This window comes from Deinococcus aerius, assembly GCF_002897375.1.
In the GTDB taxonomy this organism is placed as follows: Bacteria; Deinococcota; Deinococci; order Deinococcales; family Deinococcaceae; genus Deinococcus; species Deinococcus aerius.
This window is the reverse complement of record NZ_BFAG01000008.1, coordinates 84,388-106,036: the sequence shown is the minus strand read 5'-3', so window position 1 is coordinate 106,036 and position 21,649 is coordinate 84,388. Positions and strand designations below refer to the sequence as shown.

Genomic DNA, 21,649 nt, shown 5'->3' with positions numbered 1-21,649 from the left:
CACCCCGACAGGAGGCGCCCTATGACCAGCACCCGCGTTCGCTCGCCCCGGCCCGACCTTTCCACCATTGAGCAGGCCTTCCGCGAGTTCCCCGAACACCTGTTCCGCGACCCCGGCGTGGTCGTGGAGCAGGACGACGACCTCCTGCTCGCCCTGAGCTTCGCCCCGGCCCCGGACCTCAACCTCGTGTACGGCGGCTTTGCGGGCGAGAACGCCGGAGAGCGGCTGGCGGACACCCTCGCCCGGCTGCGGGGTTGGAACGTGCCCTTCCTGTGGCTGGTCCCCCCGGCGGCGGCGGACCTGAGCGAGACGCTCGCGGCCCACGGTCTGCCCAAGGTCGCCGACCTTCCCCTCATGACGCTCGACTTCGCCCGGCTGGACCCGGCAGACGCGCGGGTGGAGGGCCTCACCCTCCGGCGGGTGACGACCGAGGAGGACCTGAGCGCCTGGGTGACCGTGTCTGCCGAGGCGTTTCATTTCAACGAGGAGTCGGCGCAGAAGTTGATCGCGCTGGGCCGGGGCCCCGTCCTCGACCCCGACTCGCGCGCCCACCTCTACCTGGGCCTGCTGGACGGCGAGCCGGTGAGCACGGCCCTGAACATCCACGGCGAGGAGACCGTGGGCGTGTGGTGCATCGGCACCCTGGAGCGGGCGCGACGGCGCGGGATCGGGGCGGCCATGACCACTGGGCCGCTCCTTGCCGCGCGGGATGCAGGATACGTCTCGGCGATGCTGGGCGCGACCGAGCTGGGCTTTCCCGTGTACTCGCGCCTGGGCTGGGAAGTCCGCTACACCTGCCCGGTTCACCTGGGAGGCCCGGAATGAACGGGCCGACCGGGGGCGAGGTGCGGGAAGACAGGGACATGCGGGTGCCGCCGGAAGCGCCCTCGCTGGAAACACTCGCCAGAATGCGGGCAGACCTCTATGCCCGGCTTGGAGAGGGGTACGTTTCCCTGCCGACCGAGGTGCGGGCGCGCCTGGGCATCGAGCAGGTGAACTTCGGGGCGGGGGTGTTGGAACTGGTGCGCTCCCTCCCTCACCCCGCGTTCAACCTCGTGCGGGGCTTTGGCACGGCTGACCCTGCCACGGAGGCGGACTTGGACGCGCTGCTGGCGGCGGTGGAACGGGCCAGACCGTCCGCCTGGGGGCTGCCCCTCGACCCCCGCACCCGCCCGGCGGACCTGGGGGCAAGGCTGGAAGCACGCGGCCTGCGCGAGGTGTTCCGGGAAGTGGCGCTGTACGCCCCGGCGTCCGTGGCCCGGCAGGCGCTGGAAACACCCACCCGCCCTCTCCCCGAGGTTGTCCAGGCTGGCCCCAACCAGGCTGGGGAAGTCGCGTCCTTCATCTCCCAGCATTTCGGGATGCCGCCTGAAATGACGGAGTTGGTGCACTTCGGCCTCTCCCGGATGGGCTGGCTGGGCTACCTCGTGCCGGGAGGGGACGGCCCCACCAGCGCCGGACTCCTGATGGTGGGGGGACCGGCGGCCCTGCTCAACTCCAGCGTCACCCGCCCGGATCGCCGGGGCCAGGGCGGTCAGACGGCCCTGATCCTGCGGCGCCTGCGGGACGGCCTGGCCCGGGGCTGCGAGCACTTCTTCGTGGACGTGGAGGCGGGCCCGGACAACGCCAGTCGCCGCAACCTGGAGCGCCTGGGCTTCCGGCCCGTGTTCGAGGTGCCGGTCTATACGGGGGTGGAACCGGACGCCTGAGGTGCCTCCCCCTCCTCGTGACGGAGGCAGCGCCGGGCGAAGAGGGGGGCGATGCCTCCGCCATGATTGCCCCCCAGGTCAGACCGGGCTCCTGGCAGCAAGCAGCGGCGCCCCGAATGTTGGGCTCCCGCTGCACTCTATCTGGGTCGGGGCTCGGCAACCTTGTCACCCGGAGCGCCAGCGTTGGGTCCCGAAGCCGCGGCCTACTTCGCTGGCACTCGGCATGACAGCACTTTTGCGCCCCCTCTCCAGACCTGAAGAGGACCCCTTCACCTGCCCGGGCTGCGGCTGACACCCTCCTGGGAGAGGGGCACCTCATGTTCCCTGGCCGCTCCTCCCGTCCCGCCATCCGTGCCCGCCCCATCTTGCCAAGCGTCTTGCGCTGCTCTTGCGCCCCGGTTCTAGGGTGAGACATCTCAACACGGGGCCGTGATCCCCGCACAGCGCGGCGTTCTGCAACCGGTTCACCGTTCTCCAGGGGAGGCACCCATGAGAGCCCAATTCGACCCGAGATACAACGGCGTTTCCGAGAAGCTCGACCAGCTCTACCGTGAGGCGAGGGCAGCGGACACGGCGCGACAGGCCCGGCAGGTGAGCAGGGACTCGGCAGCCCAGGTGCCCTCGCCCACAGCCGTCCTGACCCATCTGGTCCAGCAGGGCCTGCGCCGCTTCCTCGCGCCGTCCGGCTGACGTTCAGTTCACCGCCAGGCCACGACGCGTGGCCCACTGGCCGGGCTTCTGAGGCTGAGGGAGCGCCGCCGCAGAGGACGAGCACCCACGGGAAAAGCCGGGGCTGGATTGGAGCGGCCTCTCTACACGGCGGCGGAACCCGACGCTTGGGACCCCTGGGACGGGTCACTCTGCCGCCGCAATTCGGCGAGCAGGGGTTCCAGGGGCGTAACCCGCCCCTCGTTCAGGGCCGCCTCCAGCACGTCGGGGGGGACGAGTGGGCGCAGCGCGTCGAGGGCCCGGGTCGCCTGGCGATGCTGCCAGACACCAGCCGAGCGGCGGCCCAGCACCGCGCCGAGCAGCCGCGCGGCCTCTTCCCACTGGCCGGTTTGGGCCCTCACCTCGCCCAGGCCGCGCAGACCCACCAGAATCCAGGCGGCCGAGTTCCCGCCCAGCGACTGACGGTAGAACCGCTCGGCGCGTTCCAGGTCCCCCAGGGCGAGCGCCGCGTCCCCCAGCACCCACGCCGCCCCCGCCTGGTGGTAGAGGTCCTCGTCCCTCTCGTTCAGGGCCTGGCCGTTGTCCAGGGCCTGCCGGGCTTCCTGGGTTCGGCCCAGGCGGGCGTAGCACCACGCCAGGCCGCCCCAGGAGAACGCCAGGACGGCGTTCGCCTGCTCGAAGGCGGCCAGGGCCGCCTCGCCCGCCTTCAGGGCCCCGAGCACGTCGCCCTGCTCCGCCGCGATGTACCCATGCATTCCCAGGACGTTCGCGGCGACGCGTCCCGCACCGCTGCGCTCGGCCCACACGGCCCACTCGTCGATATGACGGCGGGCGGCCTCATAGTCCGCCATCCTCATGCAGGCGTAGGTCAGACTTGAGAGTGAAGCGAGAACCGCTCCAGGCTCACCCAGGTCTATGCGCCGCCGGAGAACTTCCTCTTCCAGTTGCCGTCCGCCCTCCAGGTCGTCGTGCCCGAAGGTCAGCACCGTGGCAAGGTGGGCGCGGGCCTCCAGGGCGAGCGGCTCGTCCCCCGCCCGGATGGCCTCGGCCTGGGCGTCCTCCAGCAGGCGCTCCGCCGCCGCCCAGTCGCGCCGCTCCACCGCGAGGACACCGAGGATGTTGAGACTGCGGGCCGCCATTCCACGGTCGCCTGCGGCGCGGGCTGTATCGAGGGCCTGGCCCGCGACCTCTCCGGCCTCGCCGTGCCGCCCCTGCCGGGCCAGTGAGGCCGCGAGTTCTCCCAGGGCGAAGGCGGCCTCCGCGCCCAGTCCGGCTGCCTGCGAGGCGTCGGCGGCCAACCGCCAGCGGCGCTGAATAACAGCGAGGTTGTGGCTGTCACGGTAGTAGAGCGCGTACTCGATCAGGTGGAGCCGCTCGCGGCGCTCGGCGGCGTACTCGGGACGGGCGGGGGTGAGGTCGAGGGCCTGCTCGAGCGCGATCACTGCGGCGTGGTACGCGCCGAGCCTCAGGGACTGCCGCCCCGCCTGGTGGAAATGCCGCGCGGCTTCACCCGTCAGCCCGGCCCCTAGGGCGTGATGCGCCAGCACCTCGGGGGACGCGCCCACCTCCCCCAGCGCCCCCAGCGCGCGGCGGTGCAGCAGCCCCCGGCGGGGGCCACTCAGCGCGTCCCGCAGCGTCTCCCGCACCCGGTCGTGCGAGAGGGACGCGGTTCCGCCCTCGCCCGCCGCCTCCCGCAGCAGCCCGGTTCGCAGCAGTTCCTCGTAGCCTTGCAGCGCGGTGTCCTCGCCGAGGTCGGCCACGGCCCGGAGGGTGCCGAATCCGAACTCCTGGCCGAGCACCGCCCCCGCCTGCGCGAGCGCGAGGGCGGGCGCCGAGAGCCGCGAGAGCCGCTCGCCGATGACGGCCCGCACCCCCTCGCCGCCCCGCTCCAGCCCGGCGGAGAGCCGCGCCTCATTCACCGTGATCCCCCCGGGACCCAGCGTGAGCGCCCCCTGCTCCGCCAGACCGCGCAGCGTCTCCGAGATGTAGAGCGGCTGCCCACCCGTCTCCGCGAAGAGCCGCTCGGCCAGGGGCTCCAGCGAACCGGCGGCGGGCGTGCCCGCCAGCGCCCCCAGCAGCCCCAGCGTCTCCGGCTGGCCCAGCGGCCCGAGGTCGAGCCGCGTCACCGGCACCTCCCGGCCGAGATTCGCCGCCCACCCCGCCAACTCCGAGCCGGGGGTCAGCGCCTCCGCCCGGGCGGTGAGGAGGAGCAGGACGGGCGCGCGTTCCTCCGCAACCCGGCCCGCGAGGTGCCGCAGCGCCTCCAGGGTGCTCGCGTCGGCCCACTGGACATCGTCCACGAGCAGGACGAGCGGCGAGCGCCGGGCGAGCGCGAGGACGAGCCGCGTCAGCGCCGCCAGCACCTGGCCCCGCTGGCCCTCCCCCGGCATGGGCGGCGCGGGCTCCGGCAGCCGCTCTCCCAGCTCCGGCAGCAGCCGGGCGAGCTCGGCGAGGTCCTGCCGGGAGAGCAGCGCCTGCGGCCCGGGTTCCGCGTCCAGCACGCGGCGTGCGGCGTCCGCCAGGGGGCCATACAGCGTGCCGCCCACCTCGAAGCCCCGGCCCCGCAGCACCCCGGCGCCACGTTCCCCGGCCCAGGTCAGGAACGCCCCCGCCAGCCGGGTCTTGCCGATGCCGGGCTCTCCGACGATCAGGGCCGCCCCCGGGTGCCCACTCCCGGCCCGCTGATAGACCTCGGCCAGCCGCGCGAGTTCCGCCCGGCGGCCGACGAAGGGCCCCTCGCGCAGCAGCGTGGGCAGGTCTAACCGGACCCCGGGGCGGCTGGGGGAGATGGGCTCCAGAACTTGCGCTTCGAGGGCCAGCGTCTCGGGGGCGGGCGCACAGCCCACCTCGTCCCGCAACACCCGTCGGCAAGAGTCGAGCACCTCCCGCGCGAGTGCCCGCTGTCCTGAAGCCAGCCGCGCCTGCGCGAGGCGTCGCCAGGCCGCCTCGTTCAGGCGGTCGAGGGCCAACCAGCGCCGCGCCGTCTCTGCCGCGCGGCCCGGGTCCTGCTCCAGTTGCTCGGCGGAGAGGCGGTCGAACACGAGGTTCACCGCCGAGCGCGTCGCCTCCCGGCGTTCCCCCAGCCAGTCGTCGAAGCCGCTGCCCTCCCCCAGGGCGAACCCGTCGAGCAGCTCGCCGCGCCACAGGGAGGCCGCCCGCTCCAGCTCCGGCAAGGCCCCGGCAGGGGGCAGGGAACGCGCCGCCCCCGCCACACGCTCCAGGGCCGTCACGTCGCACTCGTCCGGCCCGGTCACCAGGCAGACGGTGGCCCGGTCGGCCTCCAGGCGATCACGGAGGGGGCCCAGGGCTTCCCGGGCGTAGACGAGGGTGCCCCGCAGGCTGGCCCGGCCCGCCTCCGGGTCGGCATCCGGCCACAGCAGGGCCGCCAGTTTCTCCCGGGACTGCGGGCCGGGCTCCAGGGCGAGATAGGCGACCAGGGCCAGCGCCTTTTTGGTCCTGAAGGGGCGTCGCTGGCCCCCCACCTGAAGTTCAGGCGGGCCCAGCAGCCGGAGGGCCAACTCGCGCATCCCGTGCCCTTCACTCTACCCCGGCGGGCTCACCGACGTGACGCCCTTCCCCTTGCGCTGCTCTTGCGGTGCCTTTCTAGGCTTGGGGTGTCTCCGCTGATCCCCACCACTCGCCCCACGCCCGCCAGGAGGAACCATGCGCCCCATCCCGAACGAACACGACCTGCCGAGACAACCCAGCCCGGGGCCGCGCGTCGCGCCAGCCGCAGTCCATCAACCCGGCGGCCACACGCTGCGTTACGTCGGCCGCGCGGCCACCTTCCTTCTGGCCGCGGAGGTCTCGCTCCTCCAGGCCCGGCTGGGGGCTACCATCGCCGCGTGCCGCGGGTGGAGAACCGGGGGAGCTTCTTCCGGCTGAATACCGCGTGCAGCCCTGCTGGCCGGATACGGGTCTGTCGCCCCTTCCCCCGGGGGAAGGGGTGCTCACCACCTCGGTCCTGATTCCGTTCCGGGTCGCCCCGGTCTTTTCCCCGGGCATGGGGTGCCGCTCCTCACGGTGCCCCTCCTCTGCGGGGATCCCGGAGGGCATCACGACCACGCCCCTGCTCGGGGCGGGCGGTGGCCCGGACGGAAGAGGGGGCACGCTCTCCCGCCGGGGGGTCCAGGCACCGTGACCCTCCCGGGGGGAGCGTCCCCAGGGAGTCTCGCGCCGTCGGGAACAGGGACGTGGTCCTGCCACCCCTCCCCGCCGGTCCACCTACACTGGGGCATGAACGGCCAGGCGGCGAACCCGCTCCCGGCAGAACTCAGCCCGCTGCTCGGACGCGAGCGCGACCTGGGCGAACTCACCCGCCTGCTCGGCGAGGGGACGCGGCTCCTCACCCTGCGCGGCCCCGGCGGCATCGGCAAGACGGCGCTCGCCCTGCGCCTCGCCCACGCCGTGCGCGGGAACTACGACCACGTGCTGTTCGTCGACCTCTCCGCGCTGCGCGCCCCGGGGGAAGTCCTCCCGGCCATCGCCGCCGCGCTCCCCGGCGTCGAGGCGGCCTCGCGGGACCCCCCCGCGCTCGTCCGCGAGTTCGCTGCCCGGCACCGGCTGCTGCTGGTCCTCGACAACTTCGAGCAGCTCCTGCCCGCCGCCCGGACGCTGGGCGAGCTGCTCGCCCGGGCCCCCACGCTGCAACTCGTCGTGACGAGCCGCGCCGCGCTGCACCTGCACGACGAGCGCGAGTACCCGGTCCCGCCCCTCCCCGTTCCCGAGCGCGTCCCGGAGGCGGCGAGCAGCCCGGCGGTGCAACTCTTCGTCACCCGCGCCCGCGCCCTCCTGCCCGGCTTCGAGCTCACCCCCGCCACTACCCCCCAGGTGGTGCGGCTGTGCGCGCTGCTGGAGGGCGTGCCCCTCGCGCTGGAACTCGCCGCCGCCCGGCTGCGGACGTATGCCCTCCCGGACGTGCTGGCGGGGCTCGAACACCCGCTGCGCTTCCTGCGCGAGGACTTCCGCGACCGGCCCGAACGGCTGCGCTCCCTGAGGGCCGCCGTGGAGTGGAGCTACGAGTTGCTGGATCAGGGCGACCGCGCGGTGTTCGAGTGCTGCGCGGTGTTCGGGGGCAGCTTCACCCCGGGGGCGCTCGCCGCCGTACACGGCGGCGAGGAGGTGCTGGACCACGTGGACGCGCTGATCGAGCAGAGCTTCCTCCAACGCCTGGGCACCCCGGGCACCCGCTGGAAGCTGCTGCAACCCCTGCGGGAACTCGCCCTGGAGCGTCTCAGCGGGCGCCCGGAGGCCCCCACCTGGCGGGAACGGCACGCCCGGCACTTCCTGGAGGAGCTGGAGGAGGGGCGGCGGCGTTTCGAGCAGGGCCAGCCCGACCGCCGCGAGGACCTCCTGCCGGACTACCCCAACATGCGCGCGGGGCTGGTGTGGGCGGTGGGGGAGGGGCGGGCGGACCTCGCGTACCGCTACCTCGCCCAGCTCGGCGCGGTGTGGCTGCCCCTGGGCCTGTACGCCCAGGAGGCGCCCCTCGCGGAACGGGTCCTGGGCCTGCCCTCCCCGGGGCGGGATCAGGTGCTGCTGCAGGCCCTGGAGGTCAGTGCCCAGTGCCTCGCCGCCACCGGGCAGACGGGGGCCCACGAGGCCCGCCTGCGCGAGATCCTCGAGTTGTGCCGCGAGCTGGGGGACGAGGTGAGCGCGGGCTGGACCACCGCCGACCTCGCGCTGCTGCACCACGCCTCCGGGCGCAGCGACCTGGCGTGGCCCATGCAGCAGGAGGTGCTGCGCGCGCAGGAGGCGCGCCGGGGGGAGCGGGGGGCCGACCGCGTCGAGCAGTCCCAGTACGCCAACCTCCTGCTGTACGCGGCGCCGACCCTGCTCGACCTGGGGCAACCCGACCTGGCCCTGGCGTACGCGACCCGTGCCCTGGAGGAGTACGAGGCGGCGGGCAATGCGGTGTTCCGGCTCGTCGCCCGGGTGATGGTCGGGGTCGTGCTGCTGCACCTGGGCCGCCGCGAGGAGGCCGGGGCGCGGCTGCTCGGCGCCCTGCACGAGGCGGCGGGGAAACCCTTCCGGGCGGTGGTGGACGAGGCGCTGCGTGGCCTGAGCCTCCTCGCCGCCGAGGTGGGCGACCCCGCGGCGGCGGTGCGGCTGCTGGCGGCGGGCGGCTTCGTCCCCGGGGAGGCCTCGCGGGGGTACCTGGACCGGCGGCACCTCGGGAACCTCGACCGGGCGCGGGCGGTGATGGGCGAGGCCGATTTCCGAGACGCCTGGGCGTCGGGCTCCGACCTGGGCCCCGCGGAGGCGGTGGAACAGGCGGACCGGCTCGCCCGGCGCCTGCGAGCCCCCCCGCCGGACGGCACGCCCCGCCCGGGGTTGACCCCGCGGGAGTGGGAGGTGCTGCGGCTGGTGGCCCAGGGCCACCCGGACCGCCGGGTCGCCCGGCTGCTGGGGATCAGCCCCGTGACGGTCAGCAAGCATGTGGCGAACATGCTGGGCAAACTCGCCCTGCATAACCGCGTGGAACTCACCCGCTGGGCCATGACGCACGGCGGGGAGGACTCTCCTTAATCCTGGTGGGGGGGCCGTCTACTCAATCCTGGCGATGCGCGGGGCGGCACGCCGGGCCTACCGTGAACCCAGTCGGCGGCGCACGTCCGCCGGACACGAAGGGAGGCCCGGAATGCGCGGCTACCAGGTGGTAGGAAGTGTGGTGCTGATGTTCGCCTCGTTCGCCTCGGCTCGCCCCCCCGCCGACGAGGAACCGGGATGGACCTGGCGGGTTCCGCGGCCCTCGGTGCAGGAGGCGACGCTGGGTCACCTCACGTTCCCGGCGGCGTTCGACCTGCACGTGTCGGCGCTGACGTTGCCCGCCGCGAGTCGGACGGCCCGGCACACGGGCGGCCAGGCGGAGGTGCTGCTGGTGACGCGCGGCGAGGTCGACGTGTTCTCGCCGGGTGGGGCGCCGCCGAGCGTGCTGCGGGCCGGGGAGCGGTACGTGGTCCGGCCGGGGTCGTGGTGCGAGCTGGCGAACCGGACGGAGGCCGAGGCGTCCGTGGTGGTGGCCGTGCTCGTGCCCGCGGACCAGCCCCCGGCGTCGCTGCTGCCCTGAGGACCCGTGTGGTCCCGCGCTCCCGTTCCCCCATCCCGAGAGAGGAGGCAGGATGATCCCCCGGCTGTTCCTGGCGTCGCTGCTGGCCCTCACCGGCATCGCGGCGGCGGACCGTTACCCGGACAACCTCGCGCCTTTCCAGAATGTCTGCCTGTATGCCTTCGTCGCGGACGACATCCGGCAGGTGACCGGGGCGGAGGTGCTGACGGAGATGAGGCGCTTTGCAGGGCGGGCGAACCTGCCCGTCACGAGCACGGACTGTACTCGGAACAGCGGAACGACCATCACCCTGCTGATCGGTCTTCAGGTGGCGCTGGACCGGCAGAACTTCGCCTACTACCTCGCGTCGCAGGGCATCGTGACGCGCCCGGATGTCCGGGTCGACGCGGCGCACATGCTGTTTCAGGGAACCGTGGTGTGGGAGTCCGGCGCCATCGGGTTCGGCCCGGCGGATCAGCTCACCCGGCAGTTCTGGTTGAACCGGGTCGACGTGCAGATGGCCGAGTTCGTTCAGGACTGGTGGCGCAGCCATCCCGCCCGGCGCCTGGCGTGGCGGCCCTGACTTCGCCGGGTGAGCGGAGGGGGGAGGGCGAGACACGCACCACCGGGAGGTCGGCGGCTGGAGGGAGGCTGCCGACCTGTCCCGCTCCTGCGACCGCGTGGGGCGGCCAATCCCTCACCCCTTGGGCATCCCGAGCCCGCTCGCCGGGGAAGTCGCGGCATGTGAAGTCAGCGTGCGGGGCGCCTCCCCGTCCCCGGTCAGGCCGGTCCCCGGCGGCGACAGGACTGGCCTCGGCACGATCGCCGGGACGGTTGGGATGCGGTGCCGACACGCCCCGGCCCCCGCCCTTCGCCGAGGCCCCCGGCGGGAGGTGGGGCGATCAGGCTTCAGTCACGCCGCCCTTCCTACGCTGCCCCCCGAGCGGCCCCCGTGCCCGGGCCGCGCCGAGGAGGGTCCCATGTTCCAGCGTCGTCCGGCCTGTTCTTCCCTTCGCACCTGCATGGTGGCGGTGCTGTCGCTGGGCATGGCCCTCGCGCACGGCGAGGTGCCCGCGCAGCCGGCCCGCGCGGCCACGCTGCAACAGTTCCTCGCCCGCCCGGAAGGCACGGTGCCCCTGGGCCGGGCCACGCGCGGCGTGCGCGAGTTCACCCTGGAAGTCCACCGCATCCAGACCGAAATTGCGCCCGGGGTGCGCGTCGAGCAGTGGGCCTTCGGCTTTCCCGGCCAGCCCGCCAGCGTCCCCGGCCCCGAGCTGCGGGTGAAGGTCGGCGAGCGGGTCCGCATCACCCTGGTGAACACGCACGACCAGCCGCACGTCCTGCACCTGCACGGCATCACCTCCCTGGCGCAGGAGATGGACGGCGTGCCCCACCTCAGCCACGAGGTCAAGCCCGGGGGCAGCTTCACCTACGAGTTCGTCGCCACCGAGGCGGGCACCCACGCCTACCACTGCCACGTTCAAACCAACGTCCACCTCGACATGGGGATGTACGGGGCGCTCATCGTGGAGGACCCGGACGTGAAGCCGGTGTGGTCGAAGGAACACACCCTGATCCTCGACGAGTGGGACAGCCACCACGACCCGAACAGGCTGCCCTACACGCCCCACTACGACGAGTTCCTGGTGAATGGCCGGGCACACCCCCTCATCCCCGACCTGAGCATCCCCGCGGGCGAGACGCACCTCGTCCGCTGGATCAACCTGGGCGCGCAGCCGCACAGCCTGCACCTGCACGGCACCTCGTTCCTGGTGATCGCCAAGGACGGGCACGACCTGCCGCTGCCGTACCTGGCCGACACCCTGCCGATCCTGCCCGGCGAGCGGTACGACGTGCTGGTCAAGGGGCGCGACGGCACCTTTCCCTGGCACGACCACAACAGCAACGCCAACACGACCGGGGGCGAGTACCCGGGCGGGATGCACTTCGACGTGGTGGGGAGCCCACCCCTGCGGGCCGACGGCACCCCCGCGCCGCAGGAGGCGCATGACCACGGCCACATCCCCCCGGTGCCCACGGGCGCGGCGGCCACCTCCGCGGTCGTCACCATCTCGAACTTCGAGTTCGCGCCGGAGGCGGTCAGGATCAGGGCGGGGGGCCGCGTCACCTGGGAAAACCACGACAGCGTGCCCCACCACGTCGTCCTGACCGTAAACGGGCAGGCGGTCCACCACGAGTTGCCGCCCCACGGCCACGTGACCGTCACCTTTCCCGGGCGGGGAACCTTCGCGTACCACTGCTCGCCGCACCCCTTCATGAAGGGCGTGGTCGAGGTGGAGTAGCCGGGCGGAGTAGGGGAGAGGTGGACGCCGCCCCGCCGCGTCCACACCACCCCTGACGGGAAGCGGCCCGATCACGCTCCAATCAGGCCACCCCCCCTACCGTCTTCCCAGATCGGAGCGGCTCCCGGACAGAGACAGGTCCGGGAGGCCCCGACGAAGGAGGCAAGACCATGACGAAGAGAACCACCGCCCGCCGCCTGCTGACCCTCGCCCTGCTGGCCGCTCTCGCCGCACCTGCCCTGGCCCACCAGGGCCACAGCCACGGGGGGACCGCCACCGTGCAGATTCAGGGCCAGGACTACAAGTTCGTCACCCCGGCGAGCGTGTCGACCGGCTGGACGACCTTCGAGTTCGGGAACACCGGCAAGGAAGCCCACCACATGCAGCTCGTGCGCCTGCCCAGCGGCATGACCCAGGCGAGCTTTCTCGCCGGGCTCAAGGAGAACGAGGGGGCCACCCTCGCCCGGGTGGAGATGGTCGGCGGGGTCGGGATGCTGCTGCCCGGCCAGTCGCAGCGGATCACGGTCAACCTCGCCGAGCCGGGCACGTATATCGCCCTGTGCTTCGTGCCCGACGCGGCGGGCGTGCCCCACCTCGCGCTCGGCATGGCGCAGACCTTCCAGGTGACGCGGGCGGCGGGCACCGCCCAGGCCCAGCCCCCCAAGGCGGACCTCCAGGTCAAGCTGGTGGACTACGGCTTCGAGTTGCCCGGGGGCGTCACGATCACCGAGGGACCCCAGGTCTGGGAGGTCCTCAACAACGGTCCCGAGGGCCACGAGATGCTGATCTTCCGGCTCGCGCCCGGCAAGACGATGGACGACGTGGCGGCCTACCTCCAGAAGCCCGGGGGTCCCATGCCCGTGATCCCGATGGGCGGGGCGCAGGCCGTGACGAAGGGCCACACCTCCTACGCGCACCTGAACCTCACGCCCGGCGACTACCTCCTGCTGTGCGCCGTCCCCAGCCCCACCCACCAGGGAGCGCCGCACGCCGCCCTGGGGATGATCCGGCCCTTCAAGGTCGTGGCGAAGACGGCGGCGCGGTAGGACCGGCGGGAGGAGGGGGGCCAGAACGCGAGTCCGTGTGCAGCTGGCCCCCTCTTCCCGCGGGTGGGCGAGTGAGGCCCAGCCCCGACCGCGGGCATGGCCCCACCGTCCGAGGAGGGAACCTCCACCCAAACCGGCGTGCCGGGGGCGTGGCGCCCTCCTCACTCGCCCTGATCCCGAACCATTCGGGCCAGACGCTCTCCGGTGGGCGGGGACCCGGGGGCGGTCCTTCCACCAGTCAGGCAGCAGCAGGCCCGGCCACCCGCGCGGGCAGAGACCTCACGCCGCGGGCCTGCCTGGCCGAGCCCACCCGGCAGGGCTGCCACCATTGCCCCGGGACACAGCCGCCTCCGCCCACCCTGTCGCGGTGCGCGTGGCGGCGTTCCCTGTGCTGCGGGAGAGTCAACCGGGAGGTCCCACCGGACCCAGGCACTCGGCCAGGTAGCGGAGCAGCGCGCCGGGGGACGTGAAGCCGTGGCGCTGCTCCCCGTGCGGCGGTTTCACGGACGCCCGCCACACCGGACGGTCGCCGTCGTATTCGTGCCAGACGCGCAGCAGGTACAGGGCGTGCTCGCCCTGCCGGAGGGGCGCGGCGTGGTCTTGGTCGGTCAAGGTCCACCTCCTTTCCAGGGGCAGGGTAGGCAACGGGGGATGATTGAGGTCTGATTGCCACAGGTGGCTCAGCGTGTCCTCATTTGCCTTAAACTGTTCTTGATCCCCATGAATTCCGACTCCTGGCATATTCAATTGCTCGGCCCGGTTCACCTCCGGGGGCCAGGTGGCCTGGAGCAGCGGCCCGAACGCAAGCTCGCGGCGTGCCTGGCGTACCTGGCGCTGGAGGGAGCCACCGGGCGCGGGCGCCTCGTGGGCCTGCTGTGGCCCGACTCACCCGAACACACGGCCCGGAACAACCTCTCGCAGATGCTGCGCAAGCTGCGCCTCTTCGCGGGCACCGACCTCATCACGGGTGGTGACCTGCTGGAGCTGTCCCGGGGGGTGGAGGTGGACGCGGCCCGGGTGCGCGACCATTTCGCCCGGGGGCGAACGGCCGAACTCCTGGCAACGGGGGGCGAACTGCTCGCCGGGTTGCGCTACGACGACTGCCCCGACCTCGACGACTGGGTGAGCACTGAGCGCGAGCGCCTGACCGAGTGGCGCGGCCTCGCGCTGCGGGCCGAGATCACCCGGCTGGAGGGGACCGGGGAGTACGCGGCGGCCCTCGTGCAGGCCCGGGCGCTGCTGGACCTCGACCCGGTGTCGGAGGAGGCGTGGCGCCACGTCATGCGGCTGCACTACCTCGCCGGGGACCGCCCGGCGGCGCTGCGGGCGTATCAGCGGTGCAAGGACGTGCTGTGGCGCGAGTTCCAGGCCGAGCCGCTGCCGGAGACCGCGCAGCTCGCCCGCGAGATCGACCGGGGCACCGTGCCCGCCCTGGCCCCGGCCCGCGTGGCGGCCCTGCCACTGGCCGTGCTGCGCCCGCCGCACCTGATCGGACGCGAAGAGGAGTGGGCGCGGCTCGACGAGGCCTGGGAGCGCGGCCAGATGATCTACGTGGAGGGCGACCCCGGCGTGGGCAAGACGCGGCTCATCACCGACTTCGCGGCGAGCAAGGGGGCGTTCATCGAGTTCCGGGGGCGGCCCGGAGACATCCACCAGCCGTTCACCAGCTCGGCGCGCAACTACCGGATGCTCGTGGAACGCCTGCCGGGCCTCCAGATCGAGCCCTGGGTCCGGCAGGAGCTGGGCCGGGTGCTGCCCGAGTACGCGCCCCCTGGGCCGCCGCCCGAACCGCTGGGTTCCGGGGCCGACGTGCTGCGCTACCGCCAGGCCATGATGAGGCTGTGCCTCCAGGCATACGCGGGCATCGCGACCGTCGTGGCCGATGACCTGCACTTCTACGACCACCCCTCGACCCGCGACGGCCTGTACTTCTTCGCCAACATGTTCGCCGCCGGGCGCGACCCCGAGAACCCCTTTCCGCGCGTGATCGGCGCCTACCGCACCGGGGAGCTCAGGCCCGAGGTGGCGCGCGATACGGAGGACCTCGTGCGGCAGGGCGTCGCCATCCACATCCGGCTCCGGCCGCTGGGAGAAGACCTGCTGAACGCCCTGATGGACGACCTGGGGGTGCCGGGCAATCCGGCGTTGCGCCAGCGGCTCGCGGGGTACTCCGGCGGCAACCCCCTCTTCCTGCTGGAGATCGTCAAGCACCTCATCGAGAGCGGCACCTTCGCGCGCGGCGACCTCTCCGGAGTGGAGCTGCCCATCACCGCCCGGGTCGGCGAGGTGATCTCGCGCCGACTCTCCCGCCTCTCGGCCCCCGCGCTCCAGGCGGCGCGGGCGGCGGCGGTCTTGCAGAGCGACTTCGACGTGGAACTCGTCGCCGAGATGCTGGGCGCGCCCCTGCTGGACACTGCCGCCGCATGGGAGGAGCTGGAGGCCGCCGGGGTGGTGCGCGGCCACGGCTTCTGGCATGACCTGGTGTACGAGGCGGTGAGCGCGGGCATCCCCGCCAGCGTGCGGACCCTGCTGCACCGCGCGGCGGCCCGCACCCTGGAGCGTGCCGGAGGCCACGTGGCGCGGGTGGCCCGCCACTGGCAGGAGGGCGGCAAACCCGACCAGGCCGCGCCCGCCTTCCTGCGCGCCGCCCGGGAGGCGCAGGACCACTACCAGCTCACCGAGGCCGCGGGGTTCTATGCCCAGGCCGGGGCCGCCTTCGAGGCGCTGGGCCGCAAGGAAGAGGCCGCCGCCGCCCGCTCGGAGGCGGCGCGCGTGCAGGACCAACTGCTCGTCGCGGGGGTCCAGTGAGCGCGCCCGGGTGGCACCTCCGCGTGCTGGGCCCGCCCGCCCTGGAGGGGCGCGGCCTCCGGATGGCCCCGGTGGAACGCAAGCTTGCCGCGTGTCTGGCGTACCTGGCGCTGGAGGGAGCCACCGGGCGCGGTCGGCTCGTCGGGCTGCTGTGGCCCGACTCGCCCGAACACACGGCCCGGAACAATCTCTCGCAGATGCTGCGCAAGCTGCGCCTCTTTGCAGGCACGGACCTCGTGACCGGGGGCGACCTGCTGACATTGGGCCCGGACCTGGAGGTGGACGCGGCGCGGGTCCGGGCGGCGTACACCCAGGGCCACAGCGCCGAACTCCTGGAGGGGGGCGGTGAACTCCTCGCCGGGTTGCGCTACGACGACTGCCCCGACCTCGACGACTGGGTGAGCGCCGAGCGTGACCGCCACGCCGAGGCGCGGATACAGGCCCGGCGCCAGGAGGCGGCCCGGCTGGAGCGCGAGGGGCACTACGAGGGGGCGCTGGGTCTCGCCCGGGCGCTGCTGGACCTCGACCCGGTGTCCGAGGACGCCCATCGTCGGGTGATGCGGCTGCACTACCTCCTGGGTGACCGTCCGGCGGCGCTGCGGGCGTACCAGCGGTGCAATGAGGCCCTGTGGCGTGAGTTTCAGACCGAGCCCCTGCCCGAAACGAAGCAACTGGCCCGCGAGATCGACCGGGGCACCGTGCCGGTCCTGGCGCCCGCGGCACGCACCGAGCTGCCCCTGGCGGTGTTGCGCCCCCCGCACCTCGTGGGGCGCGAGCGCGAGTGGGCGCGGCTGGAGGCCGCCTGGGAGGCGGGGCAGTGGATCTTCATCTCCGGCGAGCCGGGGTCGGGCAAGACGCGGCTGGCGCTGGACTTCGCCGGGAGCAAGGGCGGGTACATCGTCTATTCCGGGCGGCCCGGCGACCGGGTGCAGCCCTGGGCCACCCTGACGCGCATGAGCCGCATCAACACCGCGCGCTTTCCTGACCTGCGGCTGGAGCCGTGGGTGCGCCGCGAGATGTCGCGCCTCGTGCCGGAACTGCTGCCGCCGGAGCAGCGGCCCCCGCCCATCACCAGCGACGAGGAGCTGCTGCGCTTCCGCGAGGCGCACATGGTCTGGACCATCGCCGTCCACGAGGGCCTGCTCTCCAACATCTGCGACGACTGGCAGTTCTACGACGACCACACCAACCAGATGGGCATGTACATGTTCGGCACCTCGTTTCCCCTGGGGCAACCGGGGGGCATGCCGCGCCTGATCGCCACCTTCCGCCGGGGCGAGTTGCCGCGGGAGAGCGCCGACCTCGTGCGGCAGACCGTGGAGCAGGGCATCGCGGTCCTGATCGACCTGGAGTCCATGGACGAGCGGGCGGCGAACGAACTCATGACCGACATCGGCGTGCCGGACGACCCCACCCTGCGGCGGCGGCTGTGGCGGCACTCGGCGGGCAATCCGCACTTCCTGCTCGAGACGGTCAAGCTGCTGCTGGAGGCGGGCGGCCTGGACGGCCCCCTCCCCGACCACCTGCCCCTGCCCGGCAAGGTCTGGGCGCTGATCGGGCGGCGCCTGGAGCGGCTGTCACCCCCGGCCCTCCAGGCGGCGCGGGCGGCGGCGGTGCTGCAGAGCGACTTCGACGTGGAGCAGGTGGCCCAGATGTTGGGCGCCCCACTGCTGGACCTCGCCCAGGCCTGGGAGGAGCTGGAGGCCGCCCAGGTCCTGCACGGCCACCGCTTCACGCACGACCTGGTGTACGAGGCGGTGCTGGCGGGCATCCCCGGCTCGGTGCGCGGCCTGCTGCACCGGGCCGCCGCGCGCACGCTCGAGGCGGAGTCGGGCGGGGCGGCGCGGGTGGCCCGCCACTGGCAGGAGGGGGGAAAACCCGACCTCGCCGCCAGGGCCTACCTGCGCGCGGCGCGCGAGGCGCACGACCAGTACCTGCTCGCCGACGCGGCCCGCTTCTACGCCCTGGCCGCCGAGTTGCTGGAGGGCCAGGGTGACCCGCGGGGCGCCGCCGAGGCGAGGTCGGCGCTCGCGCGGGTGCCCGTGCCGGGTGCGGAGCCGCCGCCGGTTCCGCCCGCGTAGGGCGCCCCGCTCCGGCCCCGGCGTGAAGCCGCCCCTCAGCCGAAAAACACGCGCTACTGACTTTCGACAGGCGGGGATGGTGCCGCCAAGCCTCCCGACGTACCAGACCGACTCTGCCCGGCACCGCTCAGGTGGAGGGGCGCGGGGCCTCAACCCCGGGCGGCCCGGGGCGGGGTGGCGGGGGCACGCACGGGGGGCCGCGCGAGGTACTCCGGGGAGCTGCCCCGGTAGCCCAGCAGCCGGGCCAGGGGGGCCACGACCGCCACGACCGCCTTCATGACGGGCGGGGGCGGGCCCTCCACGAAGGTCACGACATCGGCGAACTCCTGGGCGAACACCACGAGTTGCAGGAAGTTCGGCATGCCCCTGGCGTTCGTCTTGCCGTCCCGCGCGAGCCCGAACAGGTTGACGGCCATCTCGATGAAGCGGTCGGCGGGCGTGATCTCCACGCGCAGGACAGCGTCCTCTGTCCCCGCGTTCCACCAGTCGTGGACGGTGCCCGCCGGGCACGCCACCCGCTCGCCGAGGGGCGCGATCAGCGTCCGCTTCCCGAGCCGCAGCCCGACCCGGCCCCGCAGCACGGTGAAGGCCTCGTCGATATGGGGGTGAATGTGCGCGCCCGCCACCGCGCCGCCGGGGCGCACGGTGGCCTCGCAGATCATCCGCCGCCCGTTTGCGCCGCTCGGCGCCTCGATGACGGTGACGACCTCGCCGGTCACGGGATTTTCCAGGGTGTCGCCGGGTTCAACGTGAATCATGTGCGTTCCTCCTCCGGGGGTGTCTGCCCCCGGACCCCATCGGGCCAGCAGCAGCATCGTCCGCCGGGGTCCTCCTGGCCGTGTGATGGGGACACTGTGACGCGGGCGGTCTGATTGGGCCGTGATCGGGGCGGCGTGGGTTCGCCGCCCCGGTCCGCCCGGGTGGGCGATGCGCCGGGCGTCCTGTTCCGGCCGGAGGGGGCCCGTGGACCGATCACGCGGGAATCAGGGGAGGAGTTCTACGGTCTGTTCACTTCCCCCGGAAGTTCCCAGTCCGCTAACCCCCCGCCCCAGACAGGAGAACCCACCATGAAACGGCACCACCGCAGCCTCAGCCTCGCCCTCGCGCTCGTCCTCCCCCCGGCGGCCTGGGCCGCGCCCGTGAAGCCCCCCCTGCTCGGCAGTTGGCTGTACGGCACGCTGTCGTCCATCCAGTATTACGACCGCACGACGAACAACTGGATGGACGCCAGCGGCGCCTCGGAGATCGTCACCTTCACCGCCGACGGCCACTACGAGCGCACCCGGCTCCTCTCGCTGACGACCTATAGCTGCACGTCCAAGCTCTTCATCTACGAGAAGGGCACGGTGAAGATCGCGGGGAACCAGCTCACCTACCAGCCGCAGGAGGGCGTGAACAAGGGGTACACCTGCACGCCTTCGAACAGTTGGAGTACGGCCCGGGTCAACCCCGAAACCTGGACCTTCCGCTTCGAGCGCAACTCGAACGGGCAGGACGTGCTGGTGATGAGGGGCAAGGAGAGTGAACTTCACTATGGGCGTTACCAGCGTTGAGGTGGGCGCGGTGCCCCGCCCCCCGCGCCTAAGCTCGCGCCGGGGGGTGCCCTTCCGGCGCCTGCCCGCCCTGGTGCTGGGCGCGCTGTCCACCGCCCTGGCGGCTCCGGCCCCCGACCTGAAGGGCGCCACCCTGTGCCTGAGCCCCCTGATCACGGTGTCGGTCACGGTCGAGTCCGGCCTCCCCCTCAGGCTCACGGGGCTGGACGCCCAGGTCTATGACGAGGTCAAGGCGCGCCTGGGCGCCGGGGGGGTGAGGTACCGGGAGGAACACGTGTGCAGCCGCGCGAACGCGAGCCTCGCCCTGTCCCTGAGGGTGCGGCCCACCCGTGGCGGCTCGGCCCTGGAAACGCAGGTCTCGACCTACATTCGGGACGAGACCGGACCGGGGGCGGGCTCCTGGCTGGGCGGCGAACTCCGCTGGTCGGCGGTGGGCTACGGCAAGGTCAACCCCACCGAGGCCGGGGTCAGGGCAGAGCTGCTGGCGGACACCCGGGCCTCCCTGGGCCAGCTCGTGAACGACTGGAAGGCGGTCAACCGGTGAGGACGGCCGCCGCGGGTTAGGGCCGCCCTTTGGCCAGGGAACTCCCGCGTCCCGGGCGGACGCCAGGAGGCCCGGCTGGTCCGCTCCCGCAGCGCCGCCCCGGACGAGCATGGGGGAGCTGGCCCATTCGGGGGTCCTTGAAGGCGTAAAGGGCAAAAAGCCCACCGAGGAGCAGGCCGTCAAGTTGCCCCGGAACGCCGGAAACGGGGAGGAGCCGTGGCGGGAGGCCGGGCGTGGGGGAACTGCGCCCAAAAAAAGGGCGCGTGTGGAACGCGCCCTTTTCCTTTCCCTCCCGCTTACTTCGGCTCGTTCACGATCACGATGCGGCCCTCGGGCTGGGCATCGACGGTGGGGTGGGCCTTGAGGTAGTTCACCAGGATGTCGATGTCCAGGGTGCCCGTGTCGATGCGGCGCCCCTTGGTGTTCTTGAACACATCGAAGCCGTCGCCGCCCTTGGCCGTGAAGGTGTTCATGGCGACCGTGTACGTCTTGGTGTCGTCCAGCGGCTGGCCGTTCAGGGTGACGGCGGTGACGCGGCTCCCGGCGGGCCTGGAGAGGTCGAAGGTGTAGCTCATGCCCTTGGAGACGTGCAAGAACTGACCCTTGCTCTCGCTCCAGGTGGCGACGCCGTGTTCGAGCGCCTGCTTGATCTCGGCCCCGGTCAGGTCCAGCAGCGTCAGCGTGTTGCCGAAGGGCTGCACGGTGATCGCCTCCTCGAAGGTGATCGGCCCCGCGTCGATGGAGGAGCGCACGCCGCCGCCGTTCACGAAGGCCATGACGGCGCCGCCCTTCTGCCCGGCCTCCAGTGCGGCGTCGGCCAGCACGTTCGCCATGCCGCTCTCGCGCTTGCGGACGATCTCGCGGCTGCCGTTCAGGCCCTGGGTGGTGTTGCCGATGACCTGCTTGCGGAGGTTGGCAATCGGAACACTCAGCGTCTCGATCATCCGCTTGGCCGTGGGGTCCTCGGGCAGGTCGGCGGACACGACGATGGGCTGGCCCTCATAGCTCTCGACGGCGCCCGCGTCGTTAAAGGTCACCTTGATGCGGCCCAGCACCTTGCCCCACTCCCAGGCGGCCACGAGCAGCGTGCGGTTGCCGTCGGGGTTCTGGACCACGGTGGGGTAGGGCCCCTCGCTCGGCGGGAAGTCCTTGTTGTCAAAGGTTCCCAGCAGGGTGTGCGAGTGCCCGCCCACGATCACGTCGAGGCCGGGCACGGTCTTCGCCACCTCCTGCTCCAGCGTGTAGCCCAGGTGCGACACGAGGATGATCTTGTCGATCCCCTGGTCCTGAAGCGCCTTCACGCTGCCCTTCAGGCTCTGCGTCAGCTCCAGCATCTTCACGTTGTCACCGGGCGAGCTGATGAGCGGGAGGTCGGGCGTCACGGCCCCGATCACGCCGACCTTCTGCCCGGCCACGTTCAGCACGGCGTAGGGCTTGATCAGGTCCTTGAGGAGCGGCTCGGTACTCACGTCGAGGTTGGCGGCCAGCAGCGGGAACTGCGCCTTCTGGGCGAAGCGGGCGAGCGCCTCGGGGCCGTTGTCGAACTCGTGGTTGCCCACCGCCATCGCCTGGTAGCCCTGGAGGTTCATGAACAGCACGTCGGCCAGGCCCTGGTAGACGTTGTAGAACAGCGTTCCCTGGAAGGTGTCCCCGCCCGAGAGCACCAGGGGGTTGGTGTCCTCGGCGGCGTACTTGCGGAAGAGGGCGGTCTGGCGGGCATAGCCCCCGTACGTCCCCTCGCCGACCTTCACGGGGTCGAGGTGCCCGTGCAGGTCGTCCGTGTGCAGGATGGTCACGGTGAGGGGCGCGGCAGAGGCGGCGGAGCCCAGGAGGGCGGCGGACAGGAACCACAGTTTCATAAGCGCGACCATCATAGAGGGTCGGGGCG

17 protein-coding genes are annotated in these 21,649 nt (G+C 72.7%); 13 read left to right on the top strand and 4 right to left on the bottom strand.

Going from position 1 to position 21,649, the window contains the following annotated elements; genetic code table 11:
- The first annotated feature begins 21 nt into the window (after positions 1-21).
- From DAERI_RS12080 to DAERI_RS12065, 3 genes are all read left to right on the top strand, one after another.
- Positions 22-825: a GNAT family N-acetyltransferase gene (locus tag DAERI_RS12080; RefSeq protein WP_103129676.1), complete on the top strand. Its 804-nt coding sequence runs from the start codon at positions 22-24 to the stop codon at positions 823-825.
- Positions 822-1,709, top strand: coding sequence for a GNAT family N-acetyltransferase (locus tag DAERI_RS22425; RefSeq protein WP_165794187.1), 888 nt, complete (start codon positions 822-824; stop codon positions 1,707-1,709). Before DAERI_RS12080 ends, DAERI_RS22425 begins: the two co-directional genes overlap by 4 nt.
- Before the next feature lie 489 nt (positions 1,710-2,198).
- Positions 2,199-2,399: a hypothetical protein gene (locus tag DAERI_RS12065; protein WP_103129674.1), complete on the top strand. Its 201-nt coding sequence runs from the start codon at positions 2,199-2,201 to the stop codon at positions 2,397-2,399.
- Between the two features lie 122 nt (positions 2,400-2,521).
- Here DAERI_RS12065 and DAERI_RS23100 read toward each other — a convergent pair whose 3' ends face one another.
- Positions 2,522-5,905 (bottom strand): ATP-binding protein, encoded by a 3,384-nt coding sequence (locus DAERI_RS23100; protein WP_103129673.1) that lies wholly within the window; start codon positions 5,903-5,905, stop codon positions 2,522-2,524.
- Between the two features lie 136 nt (positions 5,906-6,041).
- Here DAERI_RS23100 and DAERI_RS22020 point away from each other — a divergent pair, with 136 nt between their 5' ends.
- From DAERI_RS22020 to DAERI_RS12035, 6 genes are all read left to right on the top strand, one after another.
- Entirely contained in the window at positions 6,042-6,263 is a 222-nt protein-coding gene (locus DAERI_RS22020; protein ID WP_133162026.1) for a hypothetical protein, read from the top strand.
- A 351-nt stretch (positions 6,264-6,614) separates the two neighbouring features.
- Positions 6,615-8,906 (top strand): ATP-binding protein, encoded by a 2,292-nt coding sequence (locus tag DAERI_RS12055; RefSeq protein WP_103129672.1) that lies wholly within the window; start codon positions 6,615-6,617, stop codon positions 8,904-8,906.
- A gap of 112 nt (positions 8,907-9,018) precedes the next feature.
- The gene (locus tag DAERI_RS12050; protein WP_103129671.1) at positions 9,019-9,447 is read left to right on the top strand and encodes a cupin domain-containing protein; all 429 of its coding nucleotides are present in this window, start codon (positions 9,019-9,021) and stop codon (positions 9,445-9,447) included.
- Positions 9,448-9,499: 52 nt separating this feature from the next.
- A complete protein-coding gene (locus tag DAERI_RS12045) occupies positions 9,500-10,009 on the top strand; it encodes a hypothetical protein (protein WP_103129670.1) in 510 nt (169 codons plus the stop codon).
- Positions 10,010-10,406: 397 nt separating this feature from the next.
- Entirely contained in the window at positions 10,407-11,729 is a 1,323-nt protein-coding gene (locus DAERI_RS12040) for a multicopper oxidase family protein (RefSeq protein ID WP_103129669.1), read from the top strand.
- Positions 11,730-11,899: 170 nt separating this feature from the next.
- Positions 11,900-12,775, top strand: coding sequence for a hypothetical protein (locus DAERI_RS12035; protein ID WP_103129668.1), 876 nt, complete (start codon positions 11,900-11,902; stop codon positions 12,773-12,775).
- Positions 12,776-13,177: 402 nt separating this feature from the next.
- On the opposite strand, the gene DAERI_RS12030 is transcribed toward DAERI_RS12035, so the two are convergent.
- Positions 13,178-13,387, bottom strand: a complete 210-nt coding sequence (locus DAERI_RS12030; RefSeq protein ID WP_103129667.1) for a hypothetical protein — start codon at positions 13,385-13,387, stop codon at positions 13,178-13,180.
- Positions 13,388-13,495: 108 nt separating this feature from the next.
- On the opposite strand from DAERI_RS12030, the gene DAERI_RS12025 reads away from it, so the two are divergent.
- On the top strand, positions 13,496-15,583 hold the full coding sequence (locus DAERI_RS12025) for an ATP-binding protein (RefSeq protein WP_103129666.1): 2,088 nt from the start codon (positions 13,496-13,498) through the stop codon (positions 15,581-15,583).
- Between the two features lie 71 nt (positions 15,584-15,654).
- Positions 15,655-17,664: an ATP-binding protein gene (locus DAERI_RS12020; protein WP_165794186.1), complete on the top strand. Its 2,010-nt coding sequence runs from the start codon at positions 15,655-15,657 to the stop codon at positions 17,662-17,664.
- Positions 17,665-17,813: 149 nt separating this feature from the next.
- Here the strand turns inward: DAERI_RS12020 and DAERI_RS12015 are convergent, their stop codons facing one another.
- On the bottom strand, positions 17,814-18,422 hold the full coding sequence (locus DAERI_RS12015; protein WP_165794185.1) for a cupin domain-containing protein: 609 nt from the start codon (positions 18,420-18,422) through the stop codon (positions 17,814-17,816).
- 309 nt (positions 18,423-18,731) lie between these two features.
- On the opposite strand from DAERI_RS12015, the gene DAERI_RS12010 reads away from it, so the two are divergent.
- The gene (locus DAERI_RS12010) at positions 18,732-19,217 is read left to right on the top strand and encodes a hypothetical protein (RefSeq protein WP_103129663.1); all 486 of its coding nucleotides are present in this window, start codon (positions 18,732-18,734) and stop codon (positions 19,215-19,217) included.
- A 10-nt stretch (positions 19,218-19,227) separates the two neighbouring features.
- Positions 19,228-19,761, top strand: a complete 534-nt coding sequence (locus DAERI_RS12005) for a hypothetical protein (protein ID WP_133162025.1) — start codon at positions 19,228-19,230, stop codon at positions 19,759-19,761.
- Positions 19,762-20,057: 296 nt separating this feature from the next.
- Here DAERI_RS12005 and DAERI_RS12000 read toward each other — a convergent pair whose 3' ends face one another.
- Entirely contained in the window at positions 20,058-21,632 is a 1,575-nt protein-coding gene (locus tag DAERI_RS12000; RefSeq protein ID WP_103129787.1) for a bifunctional metallophosphatase/5'-nucleotidase, read from the bottom strand.
- Between the last annotated feature and the right edge of the window lie 17 nt (positions 21,633-21,649).

Bases quoted from the DNA above. Each gene is read 5' to 3' on its own strand.
- DAERI_RS12035 (WP_103129668.1), top strand. From the start codon at position 11,900: ATGACGAAGAGAACCACCGCCCGCCGCCTGCTGACCCTCGCCCTGCTG.
- DAERI_RS22425 (WP_165794187.1), top strand. From the start codon at position 822: ATGAACGGGCCGACCGGGGGCGAGGTGCGGGAAGACAGGGACATGCGG.
- DAERI_RS12050 (WP_103129671.1), top strand. From the start codon at position 9,019: ATGCGCGGCTACCAGGTGGTAGGAAGTGTGGTGCTGATGTTCGCCTCG.
- DAERI_RS12010 (WP_103129663.1), top strand. From the start codon at position 18,732: ATGAAACGGCACCACCGCAGCCTCAGCCTCGCCCTCGCGCTCGTCCTC.
- DAERI_RS12065 (WP_103129674.1), top strand. From the start codon at position 2,199: ATGAGAGCCCAATTCGACCCGAGATACAACGGCGTTTCCGAGAAGCTC.
- DAERI_RS22020 (WP_133162026.1), top strand. From the start codon at position 6,042: ATGCGCCCCATCCCGAACGAACACGACCTGCCGAGACAACCCAGCCCG.
- DAERI_RS12040 (WP_103129669.1), top strand. From the start codon at position 10,407: ATGTTCCAGCGTCGTCCGGCCTGTTCTTCCCTTCGCACCTGCATGGTG.
- DAERI_RS12080 (WP_103129676.1), top strand. From the start codon at position 22: ATGACCAGCACCCGCGTTCGCTCGCCCCGGCCCGACCTTTCCACCATT.
- DAERI_RS12000 (WP_103129787.1), bottom strand. From the start codon at position 21,632: ATGGTCGCGCTTATGAAACTGTGGTTCCTGTCCGCCGCCCTCCTGGGC.
- DAERI_RS23100 (WP_103129673.1), bottom strand. From the start codon at position 5,905: ATGCGCGAGTTGGCCCTCCGGCTGCTGGGCCCGCCTGAACTTCAGGTG.
- DAERI_RS12025 (WP_103129666.1), top strand. From the start codon at position 13,496: ATGAATTCCGACTCCTGGCATATTCAATTGCTCGGCCCGGTTCACCTC.
- DAERI_RS12045 (WP_103129670.1), top strand. From the start codon at position 9,500: ATGATCCCCCGGCTGTTCCTGGCGTCGCTGCTGGCCCTCACCGGCATC.
- DAERI_RS12015 (WP_165794185.1), bottom strand. From the start codon at position 18,422: ATGATTCACGTTGAACCCGGCGACACCCTGGAAAATCCCGTGACCGGC.
- DAERI_RS12055 (WP_103129672.1), top strand. From the start codon at position 6,615: ATGAACGGCCAGGCGGCGAACCCGCTCCCGGCAGAACTCAGCCCGCTG.